Origin of the sequence: Amycolatopsis sp. FDAARGOS 1241, assembly GCF_016889705.1 — a bacterium.
Taxonomy (GTDB): Bacteria; Actinomycetota; Actinomycetes; order Mycobacteriales; family Pseudonocardiaceae; genus Amycolatopsis.
The window spans coordinates 3,876,845-3,894,105 of record NZ_CP069526.1; the positions used below are offsets into that span (position 1 = coordinate 3,876,845).

The following is a 17,261-nucleotide window of genomic DNA, read 5'->3' on the forward strand; positions in this document are numbered from 1 at the left end:
CGAGCAGCCTGACGAAACAGCGAAGGCCGCCCCGGGGAGTCCCGGAGCGGCCTTCGGCGGTCAGGCTCAGGCGTTGGTCATCTTGCGCAGCACGTACTGCAGGATGCCGCCGTTGCGGTAGTAGTCGGCCTCGCCCGGGGTGTCGATGCGGACGGTGGCGTCGAACTCGACCTTGGTGCCGTCTTCCTTGGTGGCCGTGACGTGCACCGTGCGCGGGGTCTCGCCCTCGTTCAGCTTGGTGATGCCGGAGATGTCGAACGTCTCCGTGCCGTCGAGCTTCAGCGACGCGGCGGACTCGCCGTCGGGGAACTGCAGCGGGATGACACCCATGCCGATCAGGTTCGAGCGGTGGATGCGCTCGAACGACTCGGTGATCACGGCGCGCACACCCAACAGCGAGGTGCCCTTGGCCGCCCAGTCACGCGACGAACCCGAGCCGTACTCCTTGCCACCCAGCACGACCAGCGGAGTGCCCGCGGCGGCGTAGTTCTGCGCGGCGTCGTAGATGAACGCCTGCGGGGCGCCTTCCTGCGTGAAGTCGCGGGTGTAGCCGCCCTGCACGTCGTCCAGCAGCTGGTTGCGGAGCCGGATGTTCGCGAAGGTGCCGCGGATCATCACCTCGTGGTTGCCGCGGCGCGAGCCGTAGGAGTTGAAGTCCTTGCGCTCGATGCCGTGCTCGGTGAGGTAGCGGCCCGCCGGGCTGTCGGCCTTGATCGCGCCGGCCGGGGAGATGTGGTCGGTGGTGACCGAGTCGCCCAGCTTCGCCAGCACCCGGGCACCGGAGATGTCCTGCACCGGAGCCGGTTCGGCGGACATGCCGTCGAAGTACGGGGGCTTGCGCACGTAGGTGGACTCCGCGTCCCACTCGAACGTCTTGCCCTGCGGGGTCGGCAGCGACTTCCAGCGCTCGCCGCCGTCGAAGACGTCGGCGTAGTCCTTGGTGAACATCTCCTGCGTGATCGCGGAGTCGATCGTCTGCTGGATCTCCTGCGGCGACGGCCAGATGTCCTTCAGGAACACGTCGTTGCCCTGCGCGTCCTGGCCCAGCGGCTGGGTCGCGAAGTCGAAGTCCATCGTGCCGGCCAGCGCGTACGCGATCACCAGCGGCGGCGAGGCCAGGTAGTTCATCTTGACGTCCGGGTTGATCCGGCCCTCGAAGTTGCGGTTGCCCGAGAGCACGGACACGGCGGTGAGGTCGTTCTCCTGGATCGCCGCGGAGATCTCGTCGGAGAGCGGGCCCGAGTTGCCGATGCAGGTGGTGCAGCCGTAGCCGACCAGGTGGTAGCCCAGCTTCTCGAGGTAGGGCCAGAGGCCGGCCTTGTCGTAGTAGTCGGTGACGACCTGCGAGCCCGGCGCCATCGACGTCTTGACCCACGGCTTGACCGAGAGGCCCTTCTCGACCGCGTTGCGCGCCAGCAGCGCGGCGGCCAGCATCACCGACGGGTTGGAGGTGTTGGTGCAGGAGGTGATCGACGCGATCACCACGGCGCCGTGGTCGAGGATGAACTCGCCGCGGTCGGCGCTCGACACCTTGACCGGCTTGGTCGGGCGCCCGGTGGCACCGTTGGCGGCCGAGTGCACCGGCACGGCGGACTCGTCCGCGAAGGACAGCGCGGCCGGGTCGGAGGCGGGGAAGGTCTCCTCGACGGTCTCGTCGACGTTGGTGTGCGGCGTCGGGAGCTCGTCCTCGGCGTAGTCGTGCACCGACTTGCGGAACGAGGACTTCGCGTCGGACAGCTCGATGCGGTCCTGCGGGCGCTTCGGGCCGGCGATCGAGGGCACGACGGTGGAGAGGTCCAGCTCGAGGTACTCGGAGTAGCTCGCCTCGTGCGCCGGGTCGTGCCAGAGGCCCTGCTCCTTGGCGTAGGTTTCCACGAGGGCGACCTGCTCGGCCGAACGGCCGGTGAGCTTGAGGTAGCGGATGGTCTCGTCGTCGATCGGGAAGATCGCCGCGGTGGAGCCGAACTCCGGGCTCATGTTGCCGATGGTGGCGCGGTTGGCCAGCGGCACCTGGGCGACGCTCTCGCCGTAGAACTCGACGAACTTGCCGACCACGCCGTGGCGGCGCAGCATCTCGGTGATCGTGAGCACCACGTCGGTCGCGGTCACGCCGGCCGGGATCTCGCCGGTGAGCTTGAAGCCGACGACGCGCGGGATGAGCATCGACACCGGCTGGCCCAGCATGGCGGCCTCGGCCTCGATGCCACCGACGCCCCAGCCCAGCACGCCGAGGCCGTTGACCATCGTGGTGTGCGAGTCGGTGCCGACGCAGGAGTCCGGGTAGGCCTGGCCGTTGCGGGACATCACCGTGCGGGCCAGGTGCTCGATGTTGACCTGGTGCACGATGCCCGTGCCCGGCGGGACGACCTTGAACTCGTCGAAGGCACCCTGGCCCCAGCGCAGGAACTGGTAGCGCTCGCGGTTGCGCTCGTACTCGATCTCCACGTTGCGCTCGAAGGCGTCGGCGCGGCCGAACACGTCGATGATCACGGAGTGGTCGATGACCAGCTCGGCCGGGGCCAGCGGGTTGACCTTGTCCGGGTCGCCACCCAGGTCGGTGACGGCCTCGCGCATGGTGGCGAGGTCGACGACGCACGGCACACCGGTGAAGTCCTGCATGATCACGCGGGCCGGCGTGAACTGGATCTCGATCGACGGGTCGGCGCTGGGGTCCCAGCCGCCGAGCGCGCGGATGTGGTCGGCGGTGATGTTCGCGCCGTCCTCGGTGCGCAGCAGGTTCTCGAGCAGGATCTTCAGGCTGTAGGGCAGGCGCTCGGCACCCTCGACCTTGTTCAGGCGGAAGACCTCGTACGAGGCGTCTCCCACCTTCAGCGTGTCTTTGGCGCCGAAGCTGTCCTTGCTGGCAGGTGCAGTCACGTCTAACTCCAGTGGCATGGACTCGCGCCTTTGCGGGCGTCCGTCCCGGGTCAGTTCGGTGTGTGTTCGGTGTGTTCCACGGCTCTCGGGGAGACCACGGCCGAGTCTTGCGCACCCCCACCGTAGGACCGGAATCGGGATGGCACATGTCGTCCGTCGACCCAAACAGTACGCGTGTCCTGTATTCACTTCAAGACGGCACGCGGGGTGAGCTGGGCCATTCGGACACGCCAGACCCCGGGGGTCCCCCGATGAGGGGAAATGGTGTCTACGGTGTGTGAGTTCCGCCTGAGGCTTGTGATAGTGGTGTGACTGCAGTGGCACGCGGTGTGATCACTGCTGCTCGGCGCAGGTGAAGCGGAGGTGGCGGGTCGTGGTGGTCCGGCGTGGACGGGTCGGCAGACCGGGCGTGCGGCGTGGGCTCACCGTCGGCGCCTTCGCGCTCGTGGTCCTGTTCGGAGCAACGGGCACGGGCCTGGCGGTGCCGCCGCCCCCGCCGAACCCGAGCGACTCCGAGCTCGACTCCTCGAAGGCCGCGGCCAGTGAGAAGGCCGGCGAGGTCGGCAAGCTCACCAACCAGCTCGCGCAGGCCGAGCAGAAGCTCAGCTCGCTGCAGGACGACGTCGAGCTGAAACAGGAACAGGCCATGAAGGCCCTGGTCGACCTGCAGACCGCGCAGGACGCCGCGGCGCAGGCCGAGCAGGCGGCGCAGGCTGCGCGCAAGGAGGCCGACGCGGCCGCGGGCGCGATCGAGAAGGCGCGCCAGGACCTGAAGACGTTCGCCGCCGCCAGCTTCGAACAGGGCAGCACGGTCGGTTCCGTCGCCGCGTACCTCACCGCCGACAGCCCGAAGGACCTGCTCGCGCGCGCCCAGATGCTCGACGCCATCGGCGGTTCGCGGCTCAACGCGCTGGACCGGCTCGAGCAGGCGCAGACGGCGAAGTCCAACAAGGACGCCGCCGCGCGCAAGGCCGTCGAGGTCGCGCAGCAGAAGCAGGACGCGGCGCGGCAGGCCAAGTCGGGTGCGGACGCGGCGCAGGCCGCGGCCGTGCAAGCCCAGCAGTCGCAGGCCACGCAGAACCAGCAGCTCGAGGCGAGCAAATCCTCGGTGGAGCAGCAGCTTTACGCGGCGCAGTCCAAGGTCAACGGCCTGCAAGGCCAGCGGCAGCGGTACCAGGACTGGCTCGCGCAGAAGCAGCGCGAGGACGAGGAGCGCGCCCGTCAGGCGGCGCTGGGCAAGCACCCGTCGGGCGGCGGGGGAGGTGGCCGGCCGTCACCGGCGGCGGGGTCGTCGATCGAGGCCGTGATCGCGCGGGCGCTGTCGCAGCTGGGCCGCCCGTACGCGTGGGGTGGCGGCAACGGCAGTGGCCCCACCCGCGGCATCCACGACGGCGGCGTCGCCGACATGTACGGCGACTACCGCAAGATCGGCTTCGACTGCTCCGGCTTGATGATCTACGCCTTCGCCGGCGTCCGGGCCCTCCCGCACTACAGCGGTTACCAGTACACGTCCGGCCGCCGCGTCCCGCTGTCCCAGATGCGCCGCGGCGACATGCTCTTCTGGGGCGGCCCCGGCGGTATCCACCACGTCGCCCTGTATCTCGGCGGTGGGCAGATGGTGGAGGCCCCGCAGTCCGGCTCGTACGTGCGCGTGACCGCTGTGCGCTACGGCGGCATCATGCCGTACGCGACCCGGCTGATCGGCTGACGACCTGGGCTTTCTTGTTCCGCAGCCCGGTGGCGCGGTCGGTGACACGGTGCCCGCCGTCGTCGGGGATGGCGCCCAGCTTCTTGATGTCGACATGCACCAGGTCGACGGGTGCGGCGTGCTCGTAGCGACGGACCGGCCGGCTGGGGGCCCGGTCGAGATGGGCCGGCCGGGAACATCGGTAACGAACCAGGACCCGGAGCACCGTGGACGGGTTGAGCCCGAGCAGAGAGGCGATCCGGGCTGGTGTCCACCGGCGGGCCACCGAGACCTTGATGATCCTTCGCTCGGTTCTGCTGGGCGTCTGGTTCGGGCTGCTGCGTGGTCGGCTGGACCTGTCGTGCCAGGTCGGCTTCGCCGTGCTCGCGGTCGCGGTCGGGCCATCGCAGCACGGTGGACACCGGCACCTGGAACCGCTCCGCAGCCCGCCGCAGAGACCAGCCCTCGTCCACGACAGTGCGGAAGCCACAGCCTGCCGGTCGGAGTCAGGGGTGCGTCGGCGTGGGTCACGAGGGTCTCCGTTGAGCGGTGTAGGCGTCGCAATCCACACCGGGCCCTCCCTCCCGCCAAGATCATCCGATTCGTGTCACCACAATCGCAACCTCCCCGGGCAGGACACCTACGCTCGTCCCGTGACCTGGGCCGGGGTGCGGAAGCGGGTCGGGCACTTGGCGCGGCGCCACGGTGCTGCTTCGGTGTTCGGCGCGGCGGAGCACCGGTTCCGGCTCGATCCGGCGCTGAGCGAACGCGACGTGGCCGCGGTCGAAGAGCAGTTCGGCGCGGTCGTGCCCGCGGAGTACCGCGGTTTTCTGCTCGAGGTCGGCGCCCGCGGCGCCGGGCCCGGCTACGGGTTGTTCGGGTTCCGGCGCGCGAACGGGCGGTGGGGGTTCGCCGGCGACCAGCAGCGGGGCCACGACCAGGTGGATCTGCGGACCGCGTTCCCGCACCGGACGGACCTTCCACCACCCCGCGTGGCCGGATCTCACCGACGTCCCGGAATTCGAGCGGCGCGAGTTCGCGCGGGCCCTGGACGCCCGCCAGGAAGCGGCGACCCGGGGCACGCTGCCGTTGTGCCACCAAGGGTGTGGTCACTACGACCTCCTGGTCGTCACCGGGCCGGACCGCGGCGCGGTGTGGGCGGACGCGGCAGCCGCGACGGCGGGATCGGCCCGCTCGCCGACCCGCCCGGCCGCACGACGTTCGACCGCTGGTACCTCGGCTGGCTCGATTCGGCCGAGGCGGGTCTGGAGCGGCTCAGCCGGGACGGCGAACGTAGGGCGTCGTGGTCGTCACGGCGGTGAAGCCGAGCCGTTCGAGGATCGGGGGGCTCGGGGGCAGGGCGTCCACCTGCAGGTAGCGCACGCCGCGAGCTTTCGCGATGGCCACGCGGTGCGCGACGAGCGCCCGGTAGAGCCCCCGGCCGCGCCACTCGGGGCGTGTCGCGCCGCCCCAGAGACCGGCGAACGTGGTGCCCCCGACGAGTTCCAGGCGGGCCGCGGAGACGAGCTGTCCGGCCGCTTCGGCGACGACGTGGGTGGTGGTGCCGTCGTCCTCGGCGGCGCGAGCCAGGAGTTCGCGGACGACGGCGTCGGCGTCACTGTCGAACACGGCGGCGCTCAGTTCGGCGATGCGGCGCAGGTCGTCCGGCCCGGCCGCTTCCCGCACGGTCACCGCGGCCGACGGCGGCGCCGACGCGGTGACCGCGTCGACCGGGGCGATGAGGACCGTTTCGGTCTCCTCGGGCGTGAACCCCGCGGCGAGCAAGCGCGCCGGCAGTTCGGCCGGCCGGTCGTACGCGCGGGTCTTCCACTCGAACTCCTCACCACGTGCGGCGAAGAACCGGACCTGGCGCTCGATCAGCGCCGCCAGTTCCGGCCCCGTCATGCCGAGGTCCGGTTCGCCGACGACGAACCCACGGCGCGCGCCGGAGATCCGGGCGACCGGCCCGTCGCGCTCGAGGCGGGTGCCGGGCTCGGCGGTGGTCAGCTCGGCCGTGCGTACTTGGGCGTCGTAGGCCGCGAGCAGGGTGTCGTGCACAGCAGGACGTTAGCGTGACCGGGGGAGTCCACTGTGGACCATTCGGGAAACAGGGCCAATCGGGCAGTGGTCACCGGGTGAGACCGTCTTCACAGCTGCCACACCGCCGATGCGGTTGGCTAACGTCACGGGCCAGCGTGCCGCGCGGACGGTTCGCGCTGCGAAGCAGTACGGTCGCGGGCAGGCCCCGCAGAAGCAGAACCACAGGAGGCAGAGTGACCGAGCCCGGCTACGCCGAGGGCGGGAACGGGCAGCAGCCCGGCACCCCGGCGCGGGACGCCCAGTTGCTGGAACGCACCGTGTTCGAGGTCAAGCGCATCATCGTCGGCCAGGACCGGCTGGTGGAGCGCATGCTCGTCGGGTTGCTGGCGAAGGGGCACCTGCTGCTGGAAGGCGTGCCCGGGGTCGCGAAGACGCTGGCCGTGGAGACCTTCGCGCGGGTGGTCGGCGGCTCGTTCTCCCGGGTGCAGTTCACGCCCGACCTGGTGCCGGCCGACATCCTCGGCACGCGCATCTACCGGCAGGGCGCCGAGCGCTTCGACGTGGAGCTCGGCCCGGTCGTCGCCAACTTCGTGCTCGCCGACGAGATCAACCGCGCGCCCGCGAAGGTGCAGTCGGCGATGCTGGAGGTCATGGCCGAGCGGCACGTGTCGATCGGCGGCGAGACCTTCCCGATGCCGGATCCGTTCCTCGTGCTCGCCACGCAGAACCCGATCGAGAACGAGGGCGTGTACCCGCTGCCGGAAGCGCAGCGCGACCGCTTCCTGTTCAAGATCGTGGTCGAGTACCCGACGGCTGAGGAAGAGCGCGAGATCATCTACCGCATGGGCGTGACCCCGCCCGTGCCGCACGAGGTGCTGAGCCCGGCCGAGCTCGTGCGCCTTCAGGGCGTGGCCTCGCAGGTGTTCGTGCACCACGCGCTGGTCGACTACGTGGTGCGGCTCGTGCTCACCACCCGCACGCCCAACGACCACGGCCTCGCCGACGTCGCCGGCTGGGTGTCCTACGGCGCCTCGCCGCGGGCGAGCCTCGGCATCATCGCCGCCGCCCGCGCGCTCGCGCTGGTGCGCGGCCGCGACTACGTGCTGCCGCAGGACGTCGTCGACGTGGTGCCGGACGTGCTGCGCCACCGGCTGGTGCTGTCCTACGACGCGCTGGCCGACGGCGTGCCCGTGGACCACATCATCACCCGCGTGCTGCAGACCGTGCCGCTGCCTCAGGTCTCGGCCCGGCCGCAGGGCGGCACCGGGCCGGTGCCGGCGGGCGCACCCGTCAGGTAGCGGCGTGGCTGGCAAGGCGCAGAAGGACCAGCGCCCCCCGTGGGCGCCACCGGTGCTGCGCGGCGACCGCCTGGAGGCGGGCCTGCGCACGCTGGAGCTCGACGTCCGCCGTCGGCTCGACGGGCTGCTGCAGGGCAACCACCTCGGGCTCGTGCCGGGACCGGGCTCGGAGCCGGGGGAGGCGCGGCCGTACCAGCCGGGCGACGACGTGCGGCGGATGGACTGGGCCGTCACGGCCCGCACGACCACCCCGCACATCCGCGAGACGGTCGCCGACCGCGAGCTGGAGACGTGGGTGGTCGCGGACCTGTCCGCGAGCCTCGACTTCGGCACCGCCCTGTGTGAAAAGCGCGACCTCGTCGTGTGCGCGACGGCCGCCGTTGCCCACCTCACCGGCGGGGGCGGCAACCGCATCGGGGCGCTCGTGTCCAACGGGGAGGGCGTGAACCGCCTCCCGGCGCGCGGCGGGCTCGCCCACGCGCGCGGCCTGATCCGCCGGCTGGCCGAGACACCGCGGGCGCCCGAAGGGGTGCGCGGCGACCTCGCCGACGCGCTGGAGCAGCTGCGCCGCCCGCCGCGGCGGCGCGGGCTGGCCGTGGTGATCTCGGACTTCCTGGGGCCCACGGACTGGCAGCGGCCGCTGCGGGCGCTCGGCGGGCGCCACGAGCTCATCGCCATCGAAGTCCTCGACCCGCGCGACGTCGACCTGCCCGACGTGGGCACCGTCGTGCTGGCCGACCCGGAGACAGGGAAACAGCGCGAAGTGCACGCTTCCGCCTTGCTGCGCAAGGAGTTCGGCGCCGCGGCGCACGCCCACCGCCAGGAGGTCGCGGCCGGTCTGCGCCGCGCCGGGGCGGCACACCTGGTGCTGCGCACCGACTCGGACTGGATCGCCGACATGGTCCGGTTCGTCGTCGCCCGCAAGCGCCGCTGGTCGGGAGGTGCCGCGTGAGTCAGTGCGCGAAGCGGCCGTTCGTCCCCGCGCCCCGGCCGGCAGCACTGTTCGGGACTGCGCCTCGCCCTGAAGCCGGCACGCGCCGGGGCGCCGCTGTCAGCGACTTGGACCAGGGCGAGGTGGTCGCGTGAGCCTGACGGGGTTCACCTCGCCGTGGTGGTTCCTGCTGCTGATCCTGGTGGCGGCCGTCGCGGCCGCGTACGTGCTCGCGCAGCGGGCCCGGCGCAAGCGCGTGATGCGGTTCGCGAACCTCGAGCTGCTGGACAAGGTCGCGCCGAAGACACAGGGGTGGATCCGGCACCTGCCCGCGGTGCTGATCGTGTTGTCCCTGCTGGTGCTCACCGTGGCGCTGGCGGGGCCGACCGCCGAGCAGAAGGTGCCGCGCAACCGGGCGACCGTGATGCTGGTGATCGACGTGTCGCTGTCGATGGAGGCGACCGACGTCGCGCCCAACCGGCTGAAGGCGGCCCAGGACGCGGCCAAGCAGTTCGCCCAGAACATGACCCCCGGCATCAACCTCGGCTTGATCTCCTTCGCCGGCACGGCGACCGTGCTCGTCAACCCGACGACCGACCGCGCCGGCGTGGTGAAGGCGATCGACAACCTGAAGCTCGCGCAGTCGACGGCCACGGGCGAAGGCATCTTCGCGGCCATGCAGTCGATCGAGAGCTTCTCCGCCGTGGTCGGCGGAGCGGACGGCCCGCCACCCGCGCGCATCGTCCTGATGAGCGACGGCAAGCAGACCGTACCCGAGGACCTCTACGCCCCGCGCGGCGCGTACACCGCGGCGCAGGCGGCGAAACAGGCGCAGATGCCGATCTCGTCGATCTCGTTCGGCACCACGCACGGCTCGGTCGACATCGAGGGCAAACCGCAGGACGTCCGCGTCGACGACGATTCGCTGAAGGAGATCGCGCGCCTTTCGGGCGGCGACTTCTACAAGGCGGCGAGCGCGGACGAGCTCAAGAAGGTCTACGCCGACCTCGGCGAGCAGATCGGCTACGAGCTCAAGAACGCCGACGCGAGCAAACCCTGGGTCGTCGTCGGCACGCTCGTGCTCATGATCGGCGCGGCCGCGGCGCTGCTGATCGGGCAGAGACTCCCGTAGTCAGCCTGGCGGCAGGGCGAACCCGTTCTGCCGCCAGGCTTCGTACAGCGTGATGGCCGCGGTGTTGGCCAGGTTCAGGGAACGGCTCGTCGGCAGCATCGGCAGCCGCACGCGCTCGGTGATCTCCGGGGCCCGCTGGACGTCGGCGGGCAAGCCCGCGGATTCCGGGCCGAAGAGCAGCACGTCGCCGGGCTCGTAGGCGACCTCGGTGTACAGGCGGGTGGCCTTGGCGCTGAACGCGTACACCTTCGCCGGCAGCAGCGCGTGCCACGCGGCGTCGAGGTCGGCGTGTACGCGGACGCGCGCCAGATCGTGGTAGTCGAGGCCGGCGCGGCGCAGCTGCTTGTCCTCCAAGGTGAAGCCGAGTGGTTCGACCAAGTGCAGTTCGCAGCCGGTGTTGGCGGCGAGGCGGATCGCGTTGCCGGTGTTCGGCGGGATCTCGGGGTGGTAGAAGAGCACGCGGAACACGGCAGGACCTCAGGACGCGGTGGGGGCGGGCAGGTGGGCCGCGTAGACCTCGCGCACCGAGGCGGGCGGCTCGGTCTTGCGCAGGGTGGCCGGATCGACGAAGACGTAGCGCACCCGCACCTCGGTGGTGATCAGGCCGTCACGGCGGATCTCGAACTCGTAGCCCATCGACGTGGTCCCGAGGTGGGCCAGGTATGCCGCGACCACGAGGTCGTCGTCGTAGCGGCAGGGCGCGCGGAAGCGCAGGTTCGACTCCGCGACCACGACGTCGACTCCCGTGGCGAGGAACGCGTCGTGCGAGCCGAACAAGGCCTTTTCGACCTCGAACGAGGCCATGTCCACGTACGCGAGGTAGTGGGCGTTGAAGACGATCCCCTGGCCGTCGCACTCGTGGTAGCGCACGCGCAGCGGCATCTCGACGAGCGGGCGGCGGGGTGCGGTCACGCGTCCAATCTAGCGAGGGCGGCTCAGCCGTGGAGCGCCCGGTAGGTGTCGGCCGCGCCCGCGTGCAGCGGGACCGGCTGGGTGCCGATGAGCGTGCGCACGTCGAGGAACTGCGTGCCGACCGCCTGCGCGGGCACGAGATTCGCCGCGCGGCCGGCCAGCACGCGCACCACCGCGGCGGGGACGTCCGGCGGCAGCCCGGGTGCGCAGACGAGCAGGTTGGCGACCCCGATCGTCGCCGGTGCGCCGACGCCCGGGTACGCGCCGGCCGGCACCTGCACCTGTTCGTAGACGGGGCCGTGCTCGGCGCGTAGCCGCGGGATCACCGACGCCAGTGGCAGCAGCGCGAGCGGGGTCGTGCGGTTGAGCTCCGCCAGCGCCGGCGTCGGCAGGCCCCCGGACCACAGCAGCGCGTCGATGCGGTGCGCCGCCAGGGCTGCGATCGCTTCGGCGAGCGGCAGGTGCCGCGCCTGGACGGTGACCCCGGCGGCGGCGAACACGCGCTCGCCCAGCTGCGCCGCGCCCGACCCGCCGGCGCCGACCGACACCGGCCGGTCCGCCAGGGCGCGCAGGTCCGCGACACCGTCGCCCGCGCGGACCACGAGCTGCAGGTAGTTCTCGTACACCCGGCCCAGCGCTCGCAGCTGCACGGGCGCGGGGAACGGCGGTTCACCCGCGAGCGCGGACTGCGCGACGTCGGCGAGCACGAGCCCGAGGTCGGCGCGCCCGTCACGCACCCGCTCGACGTTCGCCACGCTCGCTTCGGTCGGCACGGCCGCGCAGTGCAGTCGCGGCTCCGCGCGGTTCAGCTCGGCCGCGAGGACCTCGGCGAACGCGAGGTAGAACCCGCCCTGCTCGCCGGCGGCGATCGTCACGGACCGGTCGGGACCGCGGTACCCGGGCGCGCAGCCGGCAGCCGCGAGGGCGAGCCCGCCGAGCAGCGCGGTGCGGCGCGTGACGGTCACGGGGTCACCGCCGGCAGGGTCACGCGCACCTCAAGCCCGTGGGGGACGGCGGCGCGGAGTTCGAGCACGCCGCCTCGGGCCCGGGCCTGCTCGCGGGCGATCGCCAGGCCGAGCCCGGTCCCGCGGGGCGCGCCGTCACCACCGGCGCGCCAGAAGCGCTCGGTGGCGCGGGTGAGGTCCGCGGCGGGCAGGCCGGGGCCGTCGTCGGTCACCACGAGCACCGCGGTGCCGTTGGCGGCCTCCCAGCTCGCCGAGATGGTCGCGCCGCGGCCGGCGTGGTGCACGGCGTTGTCCAGCAGCACGTCGAGGATCTGCGCGAGCTCACCCTCGGGTGCGGCCACCAGGACGGGTTCGTCGTGGCCGGGGCAGGGAAGCAGCGTGGCACCGGCGTCGTCGGCAGCGGGGCGCCACGCGTCGACGCGTTCGGCGATCACAGCCGCGAGGTCCGCCGGCTCGCCGGAGTCACCGCCGGCGCCCGCGGCGATCCGGGTCGCGGTGCTCTCGGCGGTCGCGAGTGCGAGCAGGCCGTCGAGAATCCGTTCCAGGCGTTCGACCTCGGCGACCGTCGCCCGGTAGGCGGCCTGGTCCCGGACGTCGGCACCGAGTGCGTCGACGCGCAGGCGCAGCGCCGCCATCGGGTTGCGCAGCTGGTGCGAGGTGTCGGCGACCAGCCGGTGCTGCTGGTCGGCCGCCTCGGCGACCGCGTCGGACATCCGGTTGACCGACGCCGCGAGTGAGCGCAGCTCGCCCGGCCCGGAGCTCTCCGGCACCTGCGCGCGGTGCCCGCCCGCCACGGCGAGCACGCCCGTCTCCAGCTCCACCAGCGGCCGCACCATCCAGCGCGCCAGCAGCACGGCCAGCAGGACGAACACCACGGCGACGAGAAGCGTGCCGGCCGCGATCGCGCCCCAGCGGGCGGCGACGTCGGCCGCCGCCGCGGCCACCGACGCACGCAGCACGACGACCCCGGACACGCGCGCACCCGAGCCGACCGGCCGCGCGAACAGCACCGGTCTGGCCGACCACGGGCTCACCGGCGCGACGGGTGGTGCGGGTTCGTTGCGCATCGTGGCTTCCACGAGCGCGCGCACGTCCGGCGCGCCTGCCGTCAGTCCGCCGGTCTGGACCACCGGCGCGCGCTGGGCGTCGACGACCACCACGGCCTCGCCGTAGAGCGCCGAGTACCGCTGCGCCTCCGCGGTCAGCGCCGCCGGATCGCGGGTGTCCACCGCCTGCTGCGCGAGCACCACGAACCGGTCGACGTCCCCGCTGCGCGAGATCACCAGCTGCTGCGTGCGCTGCTGCGCGGTGGCCGACAGCAGCGGCACGGCGAACGCGGCCACCACGAACAGCGCGAGCGCGACGAGCACGACCAGGAGGCGGGTGCGCACCGGTCAGTCCCGGCCCAGCCGGTAGCCGAAGCCGCGGATCGTGGTGAGCAGGCCGGGCCGGTCGAGTTTCGCGCGCAGCTGGGTCAGGTGGACGTCGAGCGACCGCGACACGGCGAGGTACGCGTCGCCCCACACCTCGTCCATCAGCTGCTGGCGGCTCACCGCGGTGCCCGGGCGCGCGGCGAGCACCGCCAGCACGGCGAACTCCTTCGTGGTGAGCCCGATGTCGCGGCCCGCGACGAGGACCCGCCGGGCGCCGAGGTCGATCTCGACGTCCTCGACGCGCACCACCGCGTCCTCGGCCGGCGCGCCACGGGCGCCCGCTCGCCGCACGACGGCGTCCATGCGCGCCAGAAGTTCGGCCAGCCGCACGGGTTTCGTGAGGTAGTCGTCGGCGCCAAGCCGAAGGCCGCGCACGACGGAGCGCTCGTCGCCGCGCGCGGTCAGCACGATCACCGGCACCGGCGAGACCTGCCGGATCTTGCGGAGCACGTCGAGCCCGTCGAGGTCCGGCAAGCCGAGATCGAGCAGTAGGAGGTCGGCGTCGCGGTGGCGGTGCAGCGCGTCGGCGCCGCGGCCGACGCTGGTCACGGCGTGGCCGCGCGCGTGCAGCGTCTGGGCGAGCGCACCGGCGACCCCGGTGTCGTCCTCCACGAGCAGCACGCGCACGGCCGTCCTCCCGTTCAGTCCTCGTCACGCTCCAGTGCGGACGAACGCGACGTTTCGCGCATTGTCCCGTACACGATGAGGGAGACGAGGATGCAGCCGGCGACGTACCAGAAGAACAGCGATTCGTGCCCCGCCTTCTTGAGCGCCTGCGCGATGAGCTCCGCCGTGCCGCCGAAGATCGCGACGGTCAGCGCGTAGGGCAGGCCGACCCCGAGCGCGCGGATGCGGGTGGGGAACAGCTCGGCCTTCACGATCGCGTTGATCGACGTGTAGCCGGTGACGATCACGAGCGCGCCGAGCAGCAGCAGCAACGCGAGCAGCGGCTGCCCGGTGTGCGCCATCGTGGTCATGATCGGCACGGTGAGCACAGTGCCGGCGATGCCGAAGAACAGCAGCAGCTTCCGGCGGCCGATGCGGTCCGAGAGCCGCCCGGCGAGCGGCTGCAGGATCGCGAAGACGAGCAACGCGATGAAGAGGATCCACGTGACGGTGCGCCGCGGGATGCCGGCGGTGTTCTCGAGGAACTTCTGCGTGTAGGTCGCGTAGGTGTAGAACGCGACGGTGCCGCCGAGCGTGAGGCCGACGACGAGCGCGATTTCCTTGGGGTACTTGACGAGCGTGCGCAGTGTGCCGCGTTCACCGGCCTGGCGCCCGGGCCCGCTCTCGGCCGCGACGCGCTCGTAGCTGGCCGACTCGTCCATCGTGCGCCGCAGCGCCATCACCAGCACTGCCGCGATCGCGCCGACGACGAACGCGATGCGCCAGCCCCAGTCGCCCATCTGCGCGTCGGTGAGCACGTTCTGCAGGATCAGCTGCAGCCCGAGCGCGAGCAACTGCCCGCCGACGAGCGTCACGTACTGGAAGCTCGAGTAGAACCCGCGCTTGCCGGGAGTGGCCACTTCGGACAGATACGTCGCCGAAGTCGAATACTCGCCGCCCACCGACAGGCCCTGCAGCAGCCGGGCGAGCACCAGCAGGATCGGCGCGGCGACGCCGATCGCCGGGTAGCCGGGCGTCGCGGCGATGAGCAGTGAGCCGAACGCCATCATGGAGACCGACAGCACCAGCGCCGAGCGCCGGCCGAAACGGTCGGCGAAGCGGCCCAGCAGCCATCCGCCGAGCGGGCGCATGAGGAACCCCACGGCGAACACGGCCGCGGTGTTGAGGAACTGGGCGGTCGCGTCGCCGCCGGGGAAGAACGCCTTGGCGAAGTAGGTGGTGAACGCCGAGTAGGCGTACCAGTCGTACCACTCGACGAGATTGCCGATCGAGCCGCGCAGCACGTTGCCGGCGACCCGCCGCTCGCCCTCGCGGGCCGTGGTGGGGATCCGGGTAGTCATCCTTGACCTCCTGTGTCGCGACTGACGGTGACCACCCGGTTCGCGCGCGGCAAGGCCGTGGCGCGGTTCCTAACTTCCGCTTAGGGCACTCGCCCCGTCCGCTGCGCCGTTCGGACGCGGCCGCGCCCGGCGATCCTGATCACGTTTTGTTCGGTTCACACGCCGGGCCCGACCCCGGTTTGTAGGAACCCTCTGGTCTGCGCAAACGGCCCGGCGTGTCTGGCTCTAACCTCCCCAGCGGGCGCGGCGCCCGCCCGTGCGCGGAGGTGGCGCCGGGTGCAGCGGCGCGGCGCGCGGCCGATAGCCTCGTCCCGGCACGAACCCGGCACGGGTTCGGCCCCAAGGACACCGAGCAGAGGGAGACGTGCAGTGGGACGGTCGGTCTTGGTCACCGGCGGCAACCGGGGCATCGGTCTGGCGATCGCCCGCGACCTCGCCGAACAGGGCCACCGGGTGGCGGTGACCCACCGCGGTTCCGGTGCGCCTGAGGGGCTCTTCGGGGTCGAGGCGGACGTCACCGACGCCGAGCAGATCGACGCCGCGTTCAAGCTGGTCGAGGAGCACCAGGGCCCGGTCGAGGTGCTCGTGTCCAACGCCGGGCTGACCGACGACACGCTGCTGATGCGCATGAGCGAAGAGCAGTTCGAACGCGTGGTGAACGCGAACCTCACCGGCGCGTTCCGCGTCGCCAAGCGCGCGTCCCGTGGGATGCTGCGCGGCCGCTGGGGCCGGTTCATCTTCATCTCGTCGGTGGTCGGGCTGTCGGGCTCGGCCGGCCAGGCGAACTACGCCGCGTCGAAGGCCGGGCTCGTCGGCTTCGCGCGCTCGCTCGCGCGCGAACTCGGCTCGCGCAACATCACCTCGAACGTGATCGCGCCCGGCTTCGTGCGCACCGACATGACCGACGCGCTCGGCGAGGACCGCAAGAAGGAGATCCTCGCGAACGTGCCCGTCGGCCGTTACGCGGAGCCGGCGGAGATCGCCGCGGCGGTGCGTTACCTCGCCTCCGATGAGGCCGGGTACGTGAACGGCGCGGTGCTGCCCGTCGACGGCGGCCTCGGCCTCGGCCACTGACCCTTCCCGCATTCCCACCGAACTGGACTGGAGGACTCCTTGCCCGGACTGCTCGAAGGCAAGCGGCTGCTGATCACCGGTGTCATCACCGACGCCTCGCTCGCGTTCCACGCGGCCAAGATCGCGCAGCAGGAGGGCGCGCAGGTCGTGCTCACCGGGTTCGGCCGGCTGTCGCTGGTGAAGACCATCGCGAAGCGCCTCCCGAAGCCCGCCCCGGTACTCGAGCTCGACGTGACCGACTCCGAGCACCTCGACTCGCTGGCCGACCGCGTGCGCGAGCACGTCGACGGCCTCGACGGCGTGCTGCACTCCATCGGCTTCGCACCGCAGACCTGCCTGGGCGCGCCGTTCCTGGACGCGCCGAGCGATGACGTGAAGATCGCCGTGGACGTGTCGGCGTTCTCGTTCAAGTCGCTCGCCGTCGCGACCCTGCCGCTGCTCACGCGTGGCTCGTCGATCGTCGGCATGGACTTCGACGCCCGAGTGGCGTGGCCGGCCTACAACTGGATGGGCGTCGCGAAGGCGGCCCTGGAGTCGGTGAACCGCTACCTCGCGCGTGAGCTCGGCCCGCGCGGCATCCGCGTGAACCTCGTCAGCGCCGGCCCGATGAAGACCATGGCCGCGAAGTCGATCCCGGGCTTCAACGAACTCGAGGACGGCTGGAACGACCGCGCCCCGCTCGGCTGGGACAGCTCCGACCCCGACCCGACGGCCAAGACCGTCTGCGTCGCCCTGTCCGACTGGCTCCCCGCCACCACCGGCTCGATGATCATGGTCGACGGCGGCGTGCACGCCCTCGGCATCTGACGGTCCCGGCGAACGGCTCCCGCGAAACCTCGCGCGGGAGCCGCTCGCCGGTTTTCCGGTGCGCCGGCTATTCAGACGTGGTGCGCAAGCAGGTGGTGAGCCGGATGCCGGCCGTCGAGCCGGTAAAGACTAGTCCTG

15 protein-coding genes and 1 pseudogene are annotated in these 17,261 nt (G+C 71.9%); 7 read left to right on the plus strand and 9 right to left on the minus strand.

Going from position 1 to position 17,261, the window contains the following annotated elements; genetic code table 11:
• Positions 1-66 precede the first annotated feature (66 nt).
• Entirely contained in the window at positions 67-2,877 is a 2,811-nt protein-coding gene (locus I6J71_RS19070) for an aconitate hydratase (protein ID WP_239155036.1), read from the minus strand.
• 376 nt (positions 2,878-3,253) lie between these two features.
• Between I6J71_RS19070 and I6J71_RS19075 the strand changes: the two genes are divergently transcribed.
• Positions 3,254-4,585, plus strand: coding sequence for an NlpC/P60 family protein (locus I6J71_RS19075; RefSeq protein WP_204097136.1), 1,332 nt, complete (start codon positions 3,254-3,256; stop codon positions 4,583-4,585).
• 7 nt (positions 4,586-4,592) lie between these two features.
• Here I6J71_RS19075 and I6J71_RS48410 read toward each other — a convergent pair.
• Positions 4,593-5,095, minus strand: a pseudogene (locus tag I6J71_RS48410) (leucine zipper domain-containing protein); the annotation flags it as partial.
• A gap of 122 nt (positions 5,096-5,217) precedes the next feature.
• Between I6J71_RS48410 and I6J71_RS19085 the strand changes: the two are divergent.
• Positions 5,218-5,886 carry an SMI1/KNR4 family protein gene (locus I6J71_RS19085; RefSeq protein ID WP_204095932.1) on the plus strand — a complete coding sequence of 223 codons (669 nt, stop codon included), beginning with the start codon at positions 5,218-5,220 and terminating at the stop codon, positions 5,884-5,886.
• On the opposite strand, the gene I6J71_RS19090 is transcribed toward I6J71_RS19085, so the two are convergent.
• On the minus strand, positions 5,840-6,622 hold the full coding sequence (locus I6J71_RS19090) for a GNAT family N-acetyltransferase (RefSeq protein WP_204095933.1): 783 nt from the start codon (positions 6,620-6,622) through the stop codon (positions 5,840-5,842). The genes I6J71_RS19085 and I6J71_RS19090 overlap by 47 nt on opposite strands.
• 215 nt (positions 6,623-6,837) lie before the next feature.
• Between I6J71_RS19090 and I6J71_RS19095 the strand changes: the two genes are divergently transcribed.
• From I6J71_RS19095 to I6J71_RS19105, 3 genes are all read left to right on the plus strand, one after another.
• The gene (locus I6J71_RS19095; RefSeq protein WP_204095934.1) at positions 6,838-7,902 is read left to right on the plus strand and encodes a MoxR family ATPase; all 1,065 of its coding nucleotides are present in this window, start codon (positions 6,838-6,840) and stop codon (positions 7,900-7,902) included.
• Between the two features lie 4 nt (positions 7,903-7,906).
• Positions 7,907-8,854, plus strand: a complete 948-nt coding sequence (locus tag I6J71_RS19100; protein ID WP_204095935.1) for a DUF58 domain-containing protein — start codon at positions 7,907-7,909, stop codon at positions 8,852-8,854.
• Between the two features lie 130 nt (positions 8,855-8,984).
• A complete protein-coding gene (locus I6J71_RS19105; protein ID WP_204095936.1) occupies positions 8,985-9,965 on the plus strand; it encodes a VWA domain-containing protein in 981 nt (326 codons plus the stop codon).
• Here I6J71_RS19105 and I6J71_RS19110 read toward each other — a convergent pair whose 3' ends face one another.
• The 6 genes from I6J71_RS19110 to I6J71_RS19135 are packed head-to-tail and all read right to left on the minus strand — an operon-like array spanning position 9,966 to position 15,242.
• Complete coding sequence (locus I6J71_RS19110; protein WP_204095937.1) at positions 9,966-10,433, minus strand: tRNA (cytidine(34)-2'-O)-methyltransferase; 468 nt, start codon at positions 10,431-10,433, stop codon at positions 9,966-9,968.
• 9 nt (positions 10,434-10,442) lie between these two features.
• On the minus strand, positions 10,443-10,877 hold the full coding sequence (locus I6J71_RS19115; protein ID WP_204095938.1) for a thioesterase family protein: 435 nt from the start codon (positions 10,875-10,877) through the stop codon (positions 10,443-10,445).
• A gap of 23 nt (positions 10,878-10,900) precedes the next feature.
• Positions 10,901-11,842 carry a TAXI family TRAP transporter solute-binding subunit gene (locus I6J71_RS19120; RefSeq protein WP_204095939.1) on the minus strand — a complete coding sequence of 314 codons (942 nt, stop codon included), beginning with the start codon at positions 11,840-11,842 and terminating at the stop codon, positions 10,901-10,903.
• Positions 11,839-13,233 (minus strand): HAMP domain-containing sensor histidine kinase, encoded by a 1,395-nt coding sequence (locus I6J71_RS19125; RefSeq protein ID WP_204095940.1) that lies wholly within the window; start codon positions 13,231-13,233, stop codon positions 11,839-11,841. The genes I6J71_RS19120 and I6J71_RS19125 overlap by 4 nt, the downstream gene beginning before the upstream one ends.
• A 3-nt stretch (positions 13,234-13,236) precedes the next feature.
• The gene (locus tag I6J71_RS19130; RefSeq protein WP_204095941.1) at positions 13,237-13,902 is read right to left on the minus strand and encodes a response regulator transcription factor; all 666 of its coding nucleotides are present in this window, start codon (positions 13,900-13,902) and stop codon (positions 13,237-13,239) included.
• A gap of 14 nt (positions 13,903-13,916) precedes the next feature.
• Positions 13,917-15,242, minus strand: a complete 1,326-nt coding sequence (locus I6J71_RS19135) for an MFS transporter (RefSeq protein WP_204095942.1) — start codon at positions 15,240-15,242, stop codon at positions 13,917-13,919.
• A 369-nt stretch (positions 15,243-15,611) separates the two neighbouring features.
• Between I6J71_RS19135 and fabG the strand changes: the two genes are divergently transcribed.
• A complete protein-coding gene (gene fabG / locus I6J71_RS19140; RefSeq protein WP_204095943.1) occupies positions 15,612-16,316 on the plus strand; it encodes a beta-ketoacyl-ACP reductase in 705 nt (234 codons plus the stop codon).
• Positions 16,317-16,355: 39 nt separating this feature from the next.
• On the plus strand, positions 16,356-17,123 hold the full coding sequence (gene fabI / locus I6J71_RS19145; protein ID WP_204095944.1) for an enoyl-ACP reductase FabI: 768 nt from the start codon (positions 16,356-16,358) through the stop codon (positions 17,121-17,123).
• The last annotated feature ends 138 nt before the right edge of the window (positions 17,124-17,261 follow it).